This is a genomic window from Pedobacter sp. JY14-1, from assembly GCF_029269825.1.
Lineage (GTDB): Bacteria > Bacteroidota > Bacteroidia > Sphingobacteriales > Sphingobacteriaceae > Pedobacter.
The window spans coordinates 73,571-88,684 of the sequence record NZ_JARJHU010000005.1 but is presented as its reverse complement, the minus strand read 5'-3'; the positions used below and the strand labels follow the sequence as shown (position 1 = coordinate 88,684).

At 45.9% G+C, this 15,114-nt stretch carries 10 protein-coding genes; 7 read left to right on the top strand and 3 right to left on the bottom strand.

The window, feature by feature from the left end; genetic code table 11:
* Nucleotides 1-33 precede the first annotated feature (33 nt).
* A complete protein-coding gene (locus P2W84_RS10835) occupies nt 34-936 on the top strand; it encodes an SMP-30/gluconolactonase/LRE family protein (protein ID WP_276090155.1) in 903 nt (300 codons plus the stop codon).
* Between the two features lie 14 nt (nt 937-950).
* On the opposite strand, the gene P2W84_RS10830 is transcribed toward P2W84_RS10835, so the two are convergent.
* Complete coding sequence (locus P2W84_RS10830) at nt 951-2,078, bottom strand: Gfo/Idh/MocA family oxidoreductase (RefSeq protein WP_276090154.1); 1,128 nt, start codon at nt 2,076-2,078, stop codon at nt 951-953.
* Nucleotides 2,079-2,456: 378 nt separating this feature from the next.
* Here P2W84_RS10830 and P2W84_RS10825 point away from each other — a divergent pair, with 378 nt between their 5' ends.
* The gene (locus tag P2W84_RS10825) at nt 2,457-5,690 is read left to right on the top strand and encodes a VCBS repeat-containing protein (RefSeq protein WP_276090153.1); all 3,234 of its coding nucleotides are present in this window, start codon (nt 2,457-2,459) and stop codon (nt 5,688-5,690) included.
* 46 nt (nt 5,691-5,736) lie between these two features.
* On the top strand, nt 5,737-6,822 hold the full coding sequence (locus P2W84_RS10820) for a hypothetical protein (protein WP_276090152.1): 1,086 nt from the start codon (nt 5,737-5,739) through the stop codon (nt 6,820-6,822).
* 184 nt (nt 6,823-7,006) lie between these two features.
* On the opposite strand, the gene P2W84_RS10815 is transcribed toward P2W84_RS10820, so the two are convergent.
* Nucleotides 7,007-7,411 carry a hypothetical protein gene (locus tag P2W84_RS10815; protein WP_276090151.1) on the bottom strand — a complete coding sequence of 135 codons (405 nt, stop codon included), beginning with the start codon at nt 7,409-7,411 and terminating at the stop codon, nt 7,007-7,009.
* A 39-nt stretch (nt 7,412-7,450) separates the two neighbouring features.
* Between P2W84_RS10815 and P2W84_RS10810 the strand changes: the two genes are divergently transcribed.
* Nucleotides 7,451-9,037, top strand: coding sequence for a M1 family metallopeptidase (locus tag P2W84_RS10810; protein WP_276090150.1), 1,587 nt, complete (start codon nt 7,451-7,453; stop codon nt 9,035-9,037).
* Between the two features lie 144 nt (nt 9,038-9,181).
* On the top strand, nt 9,182-9,577 hold the full coding sequence (locus P2W84_RS10805; RefSeq protein WP_276090149.1) for a hypothetical protein: 396 nt from the start codon (nt 9,182-9,184) through the stop codon (nt 9,575-9,577).
* 9 nt (nt 9,578-9,586) lie between these two features.
* On the opposite strand, the gene P2W84_RS10800 is transcribed toward P2W84_RS10805, so the two are convergent.
* The gene (locus P2W84_RS10800) at nt 9,587-10,960 is read right to left on the bottom strand and encodes an NAD-dependent succinate-semialdehyde dehydrogenase (RefSeq protein ID WP_276090148.1); all 1,374 of its coding nucleotides are present in this window, start codon (nt 10,958-10,960) and stop codon (nt 9,587-9,589) included.
* 152 nt (nt 10,961-11,112) lie between these two features.
* Between P2W84_RS10800 and P2W84_RS10795 the strand changes: the two genes are divergently transcribed.
* Both P2W84_RS10795 and P2W84_RS10790 read left to right on the top strand, forming a co-directional pair.
* Nucleotides 11,113-12,633 (top strand): malate:quinone oxidoreductase, encoded by a 1,521-nt coding sequence (locus P2W84_RS10795; RefSeq protein WP_276090147.1) that lies wholly within the window; start codon nt 11,113-11,115, stop codon nt 12,631-12,633.
* A 50-nt stretch (nt 12,634-12,683) separates the two neighbouring features.
* Nucleotides 12,684-15,113, top strand: coding sequence for an AsmA family protein (locus P2W84_RS10790; RefSeq protein ID WP_276090146.1), 2,430 nt, complete (start codon nt 12,684-12,686; stop codon nt 15,111-15,113).
* The last annotated feature ends 1 nt before the right edge of the window (nt 15,114 follow it).

The window sequence follows — 15,114 nt, the reverse complement described above, 5'->3', positions numbered from 1 at the left end:
TAACCTGTAGAAACCAAATACTTTTATACACTCATGAAGCCATTATTTTCAAAAATCGGAAAACTATTGCTATTTAGCGCGTTGTCCACTTCATCTGTCGGCTTGCGCGCACAGGATACACTGTTTAACCTCCAGGATTTAAAGCTCATTTCCAGTCAGTTTTCCTTCACAGAAGGTCCGGCCGTCAATAAGCGGGGTGATATTTATTTTACCGATCAGCCTAACGATAAGATTTGGATGTACAGTGCCGATGGTGAACTTTCCTTGTTCATGGATAAGACCGGGCGTTCCAATGGCCTGTATTTTGACAAAAAGGGTAACCTGCTGGCTTGTGCGGATGAAGAGAATGAGCTCTGGTCTATTGATAAGAACAAAAAGGTCACTGTACTTATCAAAGCACTTGAAGGTAAGAAACTGAACGGACCTAACGATCTCTGGCTGGATGCCAAAGGCGGTATTTATTTCACAGATCCGTATTATCAGCGAGATTACTGGGAAAGAAAGAAACCAGATATAGAGAAGCAGAATGTTTATTATATTCCTGCAGGCAAGAATAAGAAAATACAACTGGTCCTTGATGACCTTAAGCAGCCTAATGGTATTGTAGGCACTCCTGATGGCAAATATCTCTATGTTTCCGACCTGGGAGCGCAAAAAACCTACCGGTATACGATTACAGGGCCCGGAACACTTAGCGATAAGAAACTTATGTTCGAAAAGGGTTCTGACGGCATGACCCTGGATAACAAAGGAAATATCTACATTACCGGCAATGGAATGACAGTTTTCAATCCCCAGGGCCAGCAGATCGCACATATTGATCTGAAAGGATGGACCGGAAACGTATGTTTTGGAGGAAAGAACAGGTCTGATCTCTTTATTACTTCGTCTAAGTCAATATACACTATTCCGACGACGGTGCGCGGGGTAGAATAAGGATATCGCCGATATTATAATCTGAGCGTGACCTTCTTTCCGGTCTTCGCTGCCAGGTAGATGGCATCAATGATCTTCAGGTCTTTGAGGCCTTCTTCTCCGTCAACCGGTACCACGGGGCTTTTATCCGATAGCAGGATGTCTGCCATTTCTTCCATTTGCACGGTCTGGTGTACGGTATGGGGCTGAGTCAGTTCACCTTTGTGTGTCCGGCCCTTGATCGGTCCGTAGCCTGTCGAGGGCTGCATTTCAGCAAAGCCTTTTTCGCCCGTCAGGAAGAATCTGTCGAGGTTATTCATGGTATAAGTAGAAAGGCATGAGGCAACAGCACCTCCCGGGAAGCCGAGCTGGAACTGTATCGTTTCATCAACACCTTCTGTGAACCGGTCTGGCTGAGTCTTGGTTTCCTGAGCCGTTACCCATACCGGATCTTCACCGATCATATATCGTGCTCCGTTGATGGCATAAATGCCAATGTCCATCAGTGACCCGCCTCCGGCGAGTTGTTTGTTCAGCCGCCATTGCTTAGGATCACCGATATTGAAACCGCATTGTCCCTGAAAGAACATTACTTTTCCAAATTCGCCGGCCTTGCGCATCCTGATCACCTCAAGTGTTTTCGGTTCAAAATGCATCCGATAACCTACCAGCAGTTTTACACCGGCCTTTTTACATGCGTCTATCATTTCCTGACCCTCTTTTGCATTCAATGCCATTGGTTTTTCGCAGATCACATGTTTACCTGTCCTGGCTACCCTGATCACCTGATCATGGTGCAATGCATTAGGAGTCGTAATATATACCGCATCTATATCCGGATTGTCCTTCAGCTGTTCGAAGGTCTGATAGTTATAACAGTTCTTCTCCGGAATACTGTATTTATGCTGCCAGTCCTTGATTTTTGCAGGTGTGCCGCTGACCACACCTGCAAGTTTTGCTTTACGACAATCGCGCATGGCTTCTGCTACCCTTGTACCGTAACCACCAAGTCCCATGATCGCTACCCTGAGTACAGGACCATCATAAGGTTCCTGCAATCCGGAGAGGTTACTTGCCAGTCCCGATACCGGTAAAAAGGGGAGTGTTACAGCAGAGGCAGCAAAAAGCTGTAAGAAGTTACGACGGGATTTTTGAGTATTCATTTTTTATTGCTTTAGGTGCACTGGTTTCTGATAACAATTTACATATTTTCTGGTTTGATAAATTTACTACTTAGTTTATAGGACTTTTTGGTTAGTTGGTTGTCTTAAACATAGTGTAGTCGGTTTCCCCGTTTTCTGAAAAAATAATTAGGATTTTTGTGGGGAATGCAATACATTTATTTTGCTGTCATCAAAATATTACGAAATAATATTTTTGTGACACAGGTTGCACAGCTGCCATTTTAACCAAATAAATCAAATAGTACCTGAATGACAAAATTCTACTTGCCCATTGTATGTCTTTTTGTATTCGCTTCATGTAGCCAAACAGGCAAAAACAGCAAAGACCATCAAGCTGAAAACCCACTTTTTAAACTTTTGGATTCCACAGAGACCGGTATTCTCTTCAATAATTCCGTACATGAGGATCTCGGTAAAGAGGTAGTCAGCTTCTACCAGGGCTTTTATAATGGCGGCGGCGTGGCTGTTGGTGACATCAACAACGACGGTCTTGAAGATATATATTTCTCAGGAAATATGGTTGGTAATAAACTTTACCTCAACAGAGGTGATATGAAGTTTACGGAGATCACCGATATCGCAGGTGTAGAAGGAAGAAATCCAGGCTGGAAGAACGGGGTCAACATGGTGGATGTGAACGGGGACGGTTACCTGGATATTTATGTGTGTTATGCCGGCAGGAACCTGGGACCGGAATCTAAAAATCAGCTTTTTATCAATCAGGGACTGAATGATCAGGGGCTGCCTACTTTTAAAGATGAGGCGGATACATATGGTGTCGCGGATACTGCCTACAGTACTCAATCTGTATTTTTTGATTATGATCTGGACGGTGACCTGGATCTTTTGATCGTCAATGAAAATATCAATGTGCTCAGCAATCTGGACGACATTACCATACAGGAACTGAAAAAGCAAGCCGATCCATTATCTCAATCCAAACTGCTACGCAATGACAACGGGCACTTTACTGAAGTAACCAAGACTGCCGGACTGAACCTTTCTACGTTGTCTTATGGCCTTAGCGCTGCGGTATCTGACATCAATGGTGACGGCTGGCCGGATATTTACCTTTCCAACGACTACGCCATTCCGGACCATCTTTATATCAATAACCGGAACGGAACCTTTACCGACCGTAAGCAGGAACAACTCGACCATATTTCGTTATTTTCGATGGGGAGCAGCGTGACCGACGTTAATAATGACGGCCTGCCGGACATTTTTACGCTGGATATGCTTCCTGAAGACAATAAACGCCAGAAACTGTTATCCGGGCTCGATAACTGGGAATCGTTTAACGTCAATCTCCGTAACGGTTTCTTTTACCAATATATGCGGAATATGCTGCATATCAATAATGGTAATGGTTCTTTCAGTGAAATCGGACAACTGGCCGGTATCTCCAATTCTGACTGGAGCTGGGCACCTTTGTTCGCAGACTTTGATAATGACGGGTGGAAGGACCTGTTCATTACCAATGGCTACATGCGCGACTTTACCAATATGGATGTGCTCAAATACAATGAGGAATACATGCAGAGTCTGAACGGGCAGGTCAGACCTGAAGATCTTGTCCATATGCTCAAGAGTGTACCCTCTTCAAATGTGAAGAACTACATCTATAAAAATAACGGTGACCTTACTTTCAGCAATAAAGGATTTGACTGGGGAATTGACATTCCATCCAATAGTAACGGAGCGGCTTATGCGGATCTGGACAATGACGGTGATCTTGACCTTGTCGTCAACAATATCAACAGGGCAGCGTTTATTTATCAGAACAAAAGCGATACTGCGAACCGTTATCTGAATGTTAAACTCAAGGGAGCCGGCAAAAATACCGGTGGTTACGGGGCCATTGTTACGGTTTATTCAGACGGGAAGCAGCAATGCCTGGAACAGATGCCTTCCAGAGGCTTCATCTCCAGCGTTTCCCCGAACCTGCATTTTGGATTGGCCAAGGTGAAAAAGGCCGATTCCATACGAGTGGTCTGGCCAGGAGGAAAGCAGCAACTGCTTACCAATGTAGAAACCAATCGCCAGCTCTTTTTGGCTGAAGCTGATGCCAGCGGAACTTACCGGAAACCTCCGGTACCTGAGCCGTTGTTCAGGGAAATACCTTCGCCCGTGGCTGCTGCACAGGTAAAGAACGAGATCAACGACTATAAACGTCAGCCTTTGCTGGTCAATGCCTTATCTTTTACAGGGCCGTGCATGGCCAAAGGTGATGTCAACGGGGACGGACTGGAAGATGTTTTTGTCGGAGGTGATGTCAATCAGGCTGGGGCACTCTTTATTCAGCAAAAGGGCGGTAAATTTCTCAGGGAGGAAACTCCTTTTCTTGCAGATGCTGCGAGTGAAGATACAGATGCCTTGTTTTTCGATGCCAATGGTGATGGACACCAGGACCTTTATGTAGTGAGTGGCGGTTTTGGTAATTTCCGGGACGGGGACCCTTTGTTTCAGGACAGGCTCTACCTCAATGACGGCAAAGGAAAGTTGGTTAAGACTTCTGGTGCTTTACCTGAAATGCATGTCAGCAAAAGCTGCGTACGCAGTGCCGATTTCAATGGGGACGGGCATCCCGATCTTTTTGTAGGTGGAAGAGTAGTGCCCTCAAAATATCCAGGTGCTCCGAAGAGTTTCCTGCTTATCGGTGACGGCAAAGGTCATTTCAGTGACCAGATCAAAAAGATCGCACCTGAACTGGAGTTCGCCGGTATGGTTACGTCCGCTGCAGTCACAGATCTTAACGGCGACAAAAAAGCCGATCTGCTCATTGCCGGTGACTGGATGCCTTTGTCGGCCTATATTAACGAAGGTGGAAGGCTCCGTAACAAAACCAGTCAGTATTTTGATAAAGAATACCGGGGCTGGTGGTACAGTATGCATCTTGAAGATCTGAATGGTGATGGACGGCCGGATCTTGTAGCCGGCAATCTGGGGCTCAACAGTCAGTGCAGGGTGAGCGATGCGGAACCCGCCGAGCTATATTACAAAGATTTTGACGATAATGGTGCCATAGACCCCATACTGTGTTTCTATATACAGGGTAAGAGCTATCCATACCTGAGCCGGGACGAAATGCTTGACCAGATGAGCATCATGCGCCCGCGTTTCCCGGATTATAAGAGTTACGCGGACGCCACTATAACAGACGTATTTACTCCTGAGGAGCTCAAGGGTGCGGAAATACTTAAGGCGAATCATTTGGCAACCAGTTATTTTGTAAGATCACCTGAGGGTAAGTTTAAGATGCATACCCTTCCCATCCAGGCGCAGTTCTCGCCCGTTTATACCATTACCCCCGGAGACTTTGACGGCGACGGTAAGAAAGACTTACTGCTTTGCGGCAATATAAACCAGTCCCGCATCCGTTTTGGTAAATATGATGCCAACCATGGTGTACTGCTTAAAGGGGACGGTAAAGGTAATTTCAGTTATGTTTCCCAACTCAGGAGCGGGCTTAACCTGAAGGGAGATGTCAGAAGTGCCATTGCGCTCGGTAATACGTTGCTTATTGGTATCAACCAGCAAAAGCTCAGAGCCTTCGGATTCGGACAGAAACAACCAGTTTCAGCTAAATAGAATATTAAATCAACCAAATAAACCAAAACTAAATCATTCAAAAACAATGAAAAAAATCTTTACTTTTTTAGCACTTTCCGCAATTTCTTACGGGGCTTATTCACAGGGCTGTGTAGCAATACGCAGTACAGGAGGCATATGTGTTATGACCGAGCATCCTGATGGCGAAATGTCGGAACAGGGAAGCTGGATACTTAACTTGAATGAACGTTATTTTAAATCGAATAAACATTACAAAGGTGATGTTTATCAGAAGGAGCGACTTGAACTCGGTAATGAAGTAATCAACCATCAATTTGCTACAGATCTTTCTTTAATCCGCGTGTTTAACAGCAGATGGTCAATGATGGTGGACGTACCAGTGATATCAAATACGAGGTCATCTAAGTATGAGCACGGCGGAAATGCCAAGGAACGTGGTAGTATGCGCTCATTCGGATTGGGAGACATTCGGGTAGCTGCTTACCGCTGGCTTTTTAATCCAGCAACAAATCCCAAAGCTAATCTTCAGGTTGGTCTGGGAATCAAGTTTGCTACCGGGGATTATGATTATATGGATTACTGGACGCAGCAGGGGCCAGATAATACAAGGGAATTACGTACAGTAGATCAATCGATACAATTGGGTGATGGCGGTACGGGATTGACATTAGAATTAAATGGTTTCGCTGCTGTGGCCAACAAATTTGGTCTTTATGCAAATGCTTTCTATCTGGCTAATCCTCGTCAGAATAATGGCGTGCGTACTTATCGTGAAGTAGTGAGCACTACGCTTGCAAATGAGTCTATTAGTTCAGTTCCTGATCAGTTTATGGCAAGATTGGGCGCTAATTATGGCCTAGCCAAAGGCTTTGTATTCTCAGCCGGAGGCCGGATTGAAGGTATTCCGATCCACGATGTTATTGGTGGCAGTGGTGATTTTCGAAGACCAGGATACGTCATCTCTGTTGAACCTAGCCTGACCTATCAGATTGGTAAGATAGGTATATATACTTCTGTACCAGTAGCGGTTTACCGTAAACGTACCCAAAGTGTTACTGACAGGGCCAGATCGACTCCGACTAATTTTGTAAACGGTGATGCTGCCTTTGCTGACTATTCTATAAACCTGGGCATCTCTGTAAAGTTGTAGTTTCCCAGCCGGTTTTATAACAAGCGCCGTAACCAGCATACTATGCAGGTACGGCGCTTATTTGTATCCTGGCTGAAGTCAGAAACCCAGCAGACTTCAAATGGTAAAAAGAAGTGAAGAAGATTTATTGTCTATCTTGCTTCAAAGCGGGTACCCTATAAAGTACCCGCTTATTGGTTAGACATCAGGCAGGATCATCTTCAGGAGCGGGATTTTCAAAATCAGCATCTTCATCGTCGAGATCTGTCTCCTCATCGTCGATATAATCGTCATCATCGGTGTCTTCATCATCTTCCGGGCCCAACTCATCGTCAAGAAGACTGTTTTGCCCATCGGCGAATTCGGTTTCTCCACTGGTATAACCTTCGTCCTCTGTTTCTGCTGATTCCAGTCCGTCGTCTTCAAAATCTTCATCATCTGATGGATTGCGGCCAACCTGGAACTGTTCTAATGTCGGAATTTCATCTTCCTGTAACTGGCCTTGCTGTAGCTGATCTTGATTGTAGTTTTCCATAACTTTATAATATTGATGTTTTCGGAGAACATCTCTGGCATAAATAAAGTTTAGATTCAGAGATGAAATTAGCATAATAAAAACGTTAATTAAAAAAGCAGACTATATTTGAGTATGAGAAAATACCTGTTTTTAATATTGATCGGCATCAGTGTTTCTGCTTTCGGACAGAAGCCTTACTGGCAACAGCACGTGCGTTATGCGATTGATGTATCACTTGATGATAAGAATCATATTATTTCTGGAAATGAGTTAATTGTATATAAAAATAACTCGCCGGATACGCTTCGTTTTATCTGGTTTCATATCTGGCCAAATGCATATAAACAAGAATCAACAGCCTTATTCCAACAGATAAAGAGTGATACATCGAGGAGAAAGAAACTGGAGAAAATTACTTATGGCAGTATCGAAGGCCTGGATTTTAAGGTAAACGGAAAAAAAGCCCTTACAGAGCCACATTCCAATCCCCGGTATATTGATATCATCAAAGTAAAGCTCTCCGAACCTCTGAAGCCAGGTGATTCTGCTACGATAACTACTGGATTTAAGGTAAGATTGCCTTCTTATTTTTCCCGTTCGGGCTATGCAGATGGTGAGTATATGGCCTGCCAGTGGTATCCAAAACCAGCTGTTTACGACAAAGACGGCTGGCATGAGTTTCCTTACCTGGATATGGGTGAATTCTATAGCGAATATGGTTCATTTAAGGTGAACATTACGGTGCCCAGTCAGTATGTGGTAGGTGCCACAGGGGTGCTACAGAATCCGGACGAGTTGCAAGCCTACAAAACGATCGGTGCAAAGAATGTCGCCAATCGTACCAGCATAGCAGTAAAATATAAACCATTGAACAACAGAGCGATAAAGACGCTGACTTATGTAATGGATAATGTAGGCGATTTTGCCTGGTTTGCTGACAAGGGCTTCGTGATCCAGTATGATACGATAAAACTCGCTTCAGGAAAAGTAATAGATGCCTTTAATTACTACCACGACAAGCCCGGGACGATCTGGAACAACAGCATCGATTATACCAAAGACGCGGTGAAGAAATACAGTCAATGGATCGGCGAGTATGAATATCCTGTTGTGCAGGTGGTAGAAGGGCCTGAAAATAATTCGAGTGGCGGAATGGAGTATCCGACGATTACACTGATCACCAGCCCCGACGCTAAAAAGGAATCGCTGGATGCAGTGATCGCGCATGAGGTAGGACACAACTGGTTCATGAGTATGCTGGGCAGCAATGAGCGGCTTCATACCTGGCAGGACGAGGGTCTGAATACTTATTTTGAGTTCAGGTACGAAGCAGACAAGTATCGTTACAATTCGGTATTTGGCGACAATATCCCTGAGGATGTGAAGGCACTTCCTGAAAAGGAGTTTCAGTCAAGGTTGTATGGCGCGATGATGCAGATACCGTTGAATTCCCCGATTGACATCCCAGCAGATAAGTTCGCAAGTTCCGATGATTACAGCATGACTTCTTATGTGAAGACAGCGCTATGGCTCTTCATGCTGGAACATGAGGTGGGCCGGGAACGTATGGATAAGGCTTTTCAGCACTATTTTCAGCAATGGTCGGGCAGGCATCCTTCCCCTAATGATATGAAGCGGTCTTTTGAAGAGTCGCTGGGCGTCAACCTGGACCGTTATTTCCAGTTGCTGAAAAAGGAAGGTGGTTTTCAGCAGCAATGATCATATGGCGAAACTGCCGGTGAATGCGGGGAAACAGGTTTCACCGGCAATTCTCACAGCTTTACCGGCTGGCAGGCGCCTTCGGGCAGGAAGCTGTTCTTAAACTTTCACAGGCGGCATAGTTTTGATAAAAATTAAAGGACTATGGAAACTTTCAATGATCAAAAACGACGAAACCGCAAGCGTGCGGCAGGCATATTTCTTCTGGGGCTAGGTGCATTGTTCCTCGCCAAGAATCTGGGTTTATTCTTTCTTCCTGCCTGGGTGTTAAGCTGGCACACCATATTGCTGGGACTGGGATTACTGATCGGATACCGTAAGAATTTCAGGGCCGGTGGCTGGGTGGTCATGGTACTGATCGGTGGTATCTTTACGTTAAAAGACATTGTGCTCTTTAACCTTGCTCCGTATACTACAGCAATGGTACTGATGGGATTGGGCTTGTACCTCATATTGAAGCCAAAGCGCGAAGTTCACTTTTGTGACTTTGGCAGACACCGGGCACAATTTGGGTCCGCTCCGCAAGACCATCAGGCTTAAGCCTTTTATTTAGGCAATATAAACAGTCTTGATATTGACGAACTCGTGGATGCCGTAAAGACCGAGTTCGCGGCCGTAGCCAGATTGCTTAATGCCACCGAAGGGCAGTCTCGGATCTGATCTGACCAGGGCGTTTACAAAACAGGAACCTGCATTGAGCCTGCATCGGGCGATTTCTTCGCCTTTTGCAAGGTCTGTCGTAAATACGGCTGCACCAAGGCCAAAGCTGGTGTCATTGGCAATACGGATGGCATCTTCTGTGTTTTTAGCGCTGATGACCAGGGCTACGGGACCGAAGAGTTCCTCTTCATAGGCAGGCATGCCTTTGCGAATACCCGTAAGTATAGTTGGGGTATAGAAAGCGTGCCTGCCTTTAAAATCAGGGATTTTACCACCCAGAATACATTTGGCACCCGCCTGTATATTCCGGAGCACCTGCTGGTGCAATTCATCACGGAGGTCGGTGCGAGACATAGGGCCAAGCTGGGTGGCAGGGTCCGAAGGATCTCCGGTAATATAGGCAGCCATTTCAGCGCGAAACAACCGGATAAATTCTTTTTCAATTTTTTTGACAGTAATGAAACGCTTGCCGGCGATGCAGCTCTGGCCATTGTTAATGAGGCGGCTTTGTGCGCAGACTCTGGCCGCGCTTTCGAGATCGGCATCTTCCAGGATGAGGTACGGGTCGCTGCCACCCAGTTCAAGCACAGTTTTTTTGAGCTGCGCACCCGCCTCACGGGCTACCGCAATGCCTGCTTCAGTACTGCCGGTCAGCGTAACGGCGCTTACCAGGGGATGTCTGATGACTCCGGCAACCTGGTCGCTGCCAATAAGCAGGACGTTGAATGCGCCCTTTGGAAAACCTGCGGCTTCGACAAGTTCCAGTATTGCCAGGGCGCAGCCACTGACATTGGAAGAATGTTTAAGCAGTGCACAGTTTCCGGCCATAAAGGCGGGGGCGAGAAAACGGAATAATTGCCAGAAGGGAAAGTTCCAGGGCATGACGGCCAATACAACACCGAGTGGCTGGAAACTGATATAACTCTTGCCCCCTCCGGTATTGACGGACTGCTCTTTCAGGAAGTCGCGTGCATTTGCAGCATAATAATGGCATACCGAGGCGCATTTTTCAATTTCTTCAATACCGGACATCAGAGGTTTACCCATTTCTTCGGACATGATCCCGGCCAGCTTTTTCTTGCGCATATTAAGTAGTTCGGCCAGGTTGTGCAGCAGTTTTGATCGCTGTGTAAGACCGGTATCTTTCCATTTCAGCCAGACGCTGTGTGTTTGGTGTATGGCTTTTTCTACCTGGACAGCGCTGTGCGATTTATATTTCCGGATAACTTTTCCGTTGACAGGATTGATGGATTGCAAACTCATATCGGCAAATTGAAGCGTGTAGGTTTTTGTTCAATATAACAAAATCATTTCTAATCAGATTTTAATAAACGCGTGTTATTTGTTAATTGAACGCAATTTATTAAAATGATCTTTGTGGTTACGAAGTAAAAATTAAGGATTGATTTGTACTTTTGCAGAAAATTTCGAAAATGGCCAAAAAATATAACAGTACCGGGGAAAATGTGGATGTAATTTTGATAGGAGCAGGTATCATGAGCGCTACGCTTGGGGTGATGCTGAAGGAATTGCAACCGGACCTGAGTATTGAGATATTTGAGCGCCTGGATGTAGCGGCAGCAGAGAGTTCGGATGCATGGAATAACGCGGGTACAGGCCATTCGGCTTTTTGTGAGTTGAACTATACACCGGAAAAACCAGATGGTACGGTAGATACCAAGAAAGCGGTGAACATTGCCGAGTCTTTTGAGGTGTCTAAGCAGTTCTGGAGTTTTCTGGTTAACCACAACCTGGTGGGCGCGCCGGAATCTTTCATTAAGAGTATCCCGCATATTAGTTTTGTCTGGGGTGAGGATAATGTAAGGTTTCTTAAGACGAGGTATGATAACCTGCAGAAGAGCAGTCTCTTTAAGGGAATGGACTATGCCGAAGATCCGGCTACGCTCAAGGAATGGATGCCGCTTGTGATGAATGAACGGGAGCCGGGTCAGAAGGTGGCCGGTACGCGTATGGCATTGGGTACGGACGTGAATTTTGGTTCGCTGACCAGGATGATGTTTGCACACCTGCAAAAAAAGGACAAAGTGAATATGCATTTTGGCCATGAAGTGCGTAAACTCAATAAGGAGAACGGCAAATGGGAGATTAAGGTGAAGAATCTGACTTCCGGAGAAAAGCGTGTAATAAAGGCAAAGTTTGTATTTATCGGTGCTGGCGGGGGATCGCTTCCTTTACTGGAGAAATCGGGCATTCCGGAGGGAAATGGTTTTGGTGGTTTTCCGGTAAGCGGGCAATGGCTGAAGTGTACAAATCCGGAGGTGATCGCGCAGCACGACGCGAAGGTATATGGGAAAGCCTCTGTCGGTGCACCGCCAATGTCGGTGCCGCATCTGGATACCCGGATGATTGATGGTAAAAAAGCCTTGCTGTTTGGTCCTTACGCGGGTTTCTCCACACGTTTCCTTAAACATGGATCGTTACTGGATCTGCCTTTATCGATTAAAATCAATAATATCAGGCCAATGATTTCTGCCGGTCTGGATAACCTACAATTGACTAAGTATCTGATCGATCAGGTGAGGCAATCGCCGGAAGACCGCCTTGAAGCGTTGAAGGAATACCTGCCTTCGGCGAAAATGGAAGACTGGCAGCTGGAGGTAGCAGGCCAGCGTGTGCAGGTGATCAAGAAGGATGAAAAACACGGAGGGGTGCTGGAGTTTGGTACCGAGGTAGTTACGGCAGCTGATGGCTCTATTGCTGCTTTACTTGGAGCCTCTCCCGGAGCTTCTACTGCGGTGTCTATCATGCTGACGCTGATAGAGCGCTGCTTTAAGGAACAGGTGGGTAGCCCGGAATGGCAGCAGAAACTGAGGAAGATGATCCCTTCTTACGGTCAGAAGCTGAACGAAAACGCGGAACTGCTTGAACAGTTGAGAAACCAAACTACACAGGTGCTGAAATTACAGGCGGAATAAGCGGCTAAAACAATACCAGCATGTTGCGTGTTTTAGCCTGAAACCTGAACATGATGCCGCGCTGGTCTAAGATAACGCTTAAAATCTTTGGGGGTGTTGCCGCCCTTTTGCTGCTGGTATATGTCGTTGCGGCTTTTTATATCAATGCCCATAAAAAACAATTGCTGGAACAGATTACACTTGCCCTGAATAAGGATTTGGATGGCAGGCTGGATATCGGCAGCATGGACCCTACGTTTCTGAAGGGCTTTCCGGGTGTTTCTGTGCAGTTGAAGAATGTAGTGCTGAAGGACCGGGAATGGGAACGACATCAGCACGCGCTGCTGAGCGCGGACGACCTGGAGGTATCTTTGAATATGCTGGCGCTGTTTACAGGGACAATAGAAATGAAGAAGATCGGGATCAGCAATGCAAATGTCTACCTATATACGGACAGTAACGGGTATTCCAATACTTCGGTTTTTAAAAAGAAGGACCGTAAACCTAAAACGGAAAAGGGGAGCGGCTCTGACCTTGAATTTGGCAAATTCGAGCTGGAAAATGTGAGTTTTGTGCTGGACAACCAGAAAGGGCATAAGCTCTTTCAGTTTGCAGTGGACCACCTGAAGGGCAGTATGGATTATAGCTGGTCTGACTGGGAGGCTGATCTGAAGCTGAGGACTTTTGTAAAAAGCCTGGCATTCAATACAAAGAGGGGTAGTTTTGTGAAGGAGAAATGGCTGGAAGGTCCTTTTAAGATCAGTTATTCGGATAAGAAGAAGATCATCACAGTATCACCTAATGAACTGAAGATAGGTAAGGATGTGTTCCGTATCGGGGCTGAATTTGAATTCTCCGGAAAGGAATCGGGGTTTAAGATCAATATCGAGGTGAAAGACATTCTCTGGCGTTCGGCTTCGGCTTTACTGGCCCCGAATATTGAAACAAAGCTGAATATGTTTAACCTGGACAAGCCGATACATGTATATTGTACTTTGGACGGGGACCTGAATGCAGGTGGTGATCCGGCGATTGACGTGAAGGCGCTCGTGAAGGGTAACCGGTTGACGACACCTGGAGGTGTGGTGGACGACTGCAGCTTTACAGGCTATTTCACAAATGGTTTTGTAGAAGGACAAGAACCTGATGACGCCAATTCAGCGATTAAGCTTTATGGCTTAAAAGGCGCTTACCAGGAGATGCCTTTTTCAGTAGATACAGGTATGGTGGTCAACCTGGACAAACCGGTGGCCACGGGGGTATTCCGGTCCAGATTTGATATTGCAAAGCTAAATAATGTGATCGGTGACAACATGCTGAAGTTTGGCGCCGGTACCGGAGATGTGAAATTGTCCTTTCGTGCAGATATCGTGGATTTTATGCTGACCAAGCCTTTTGTGAAGGGGCTGGTAGACATTAAGAATGCAGATGTGACATATGTGCCGAGGAAAGTGAGCTTTAAGAATACGGCCATTGCGCTTGATTTTACTGATCATGATCTTTTTATCCGGAACATCAGGCTGCAAAGCGGCAAGAGTGTGGTAATGATGGACGGGAGCATCAGGAATTTTCTGAACCTGTATTACAATTCACCGGAAAAGATTATGCTGAACTGGAAGATCAGGAGCCCGCAGGTTCACCTGGAGGAATTTCTGGGCTTTCTGGGCACCAGGAAACCAAAAGCAAAAAAGCGGACGCCCAAGTCTAATTTCTCAGACAACCTGAACGAAGCATTTGAGAAGAGTCAGGTGAATATGAATGTAAAGGTAGACAAAGTGTATTACAACAAGTTTCTGGCTACAGATGCGAATGCAGACCTGCTGTTATCGGAAACCGGAATTTATATTAAGGATGTATCGGTGAAGCATGCAGGCGGTTTACTGAAAATGAGCGGCGGGCTGACCCAGCAGCGTGAGATCAACCGTTTTACAATGAATGCGGTATTGAGCAATGTTGATGTGAAGCACTTATTTTATGTGTTTGATAATTTTGGCCTGAAATCACTGACCTCTAAGAACCTGAAAGGTTACCTGTTCGCTAAAACCAGTCTGTCAGGCAAGATCAGTGAGCGTGGTGCGATATTGCCCGGTTCACTGAACGGATCTGTAGTGTTTGACCTGAAAAAGGGGGCTTTGCTGAGTTTTGACCCGGTGAAGAACGTTGGAAAGTTTGCCTTTCCGCTGCGCGACCTCGACAACATTACCTTTGAACAGCTGAACGGCAGGTTTGACATCAGGGGCGAGAAGATCACCATTAACCCGATGCAGATTAACAGCAGCTTGCTGAACATGGATGTGGCCGGGGTTTATTCCCTGGGCAAAGGCACAGAAATAGCACTCGACGTACCTTTGAGAAACCCTAAGAAGGACGAAGATATTACGGACAAGCGACAATTGAAGGAACGGAGGATGAAGGGAATTGTGCTACATTTACTGGCGACGGACGGTGAAGATGACAAGATCAAGATCAAGCTTGGCAGGAAGAAAAGCAAAACTAAATAAC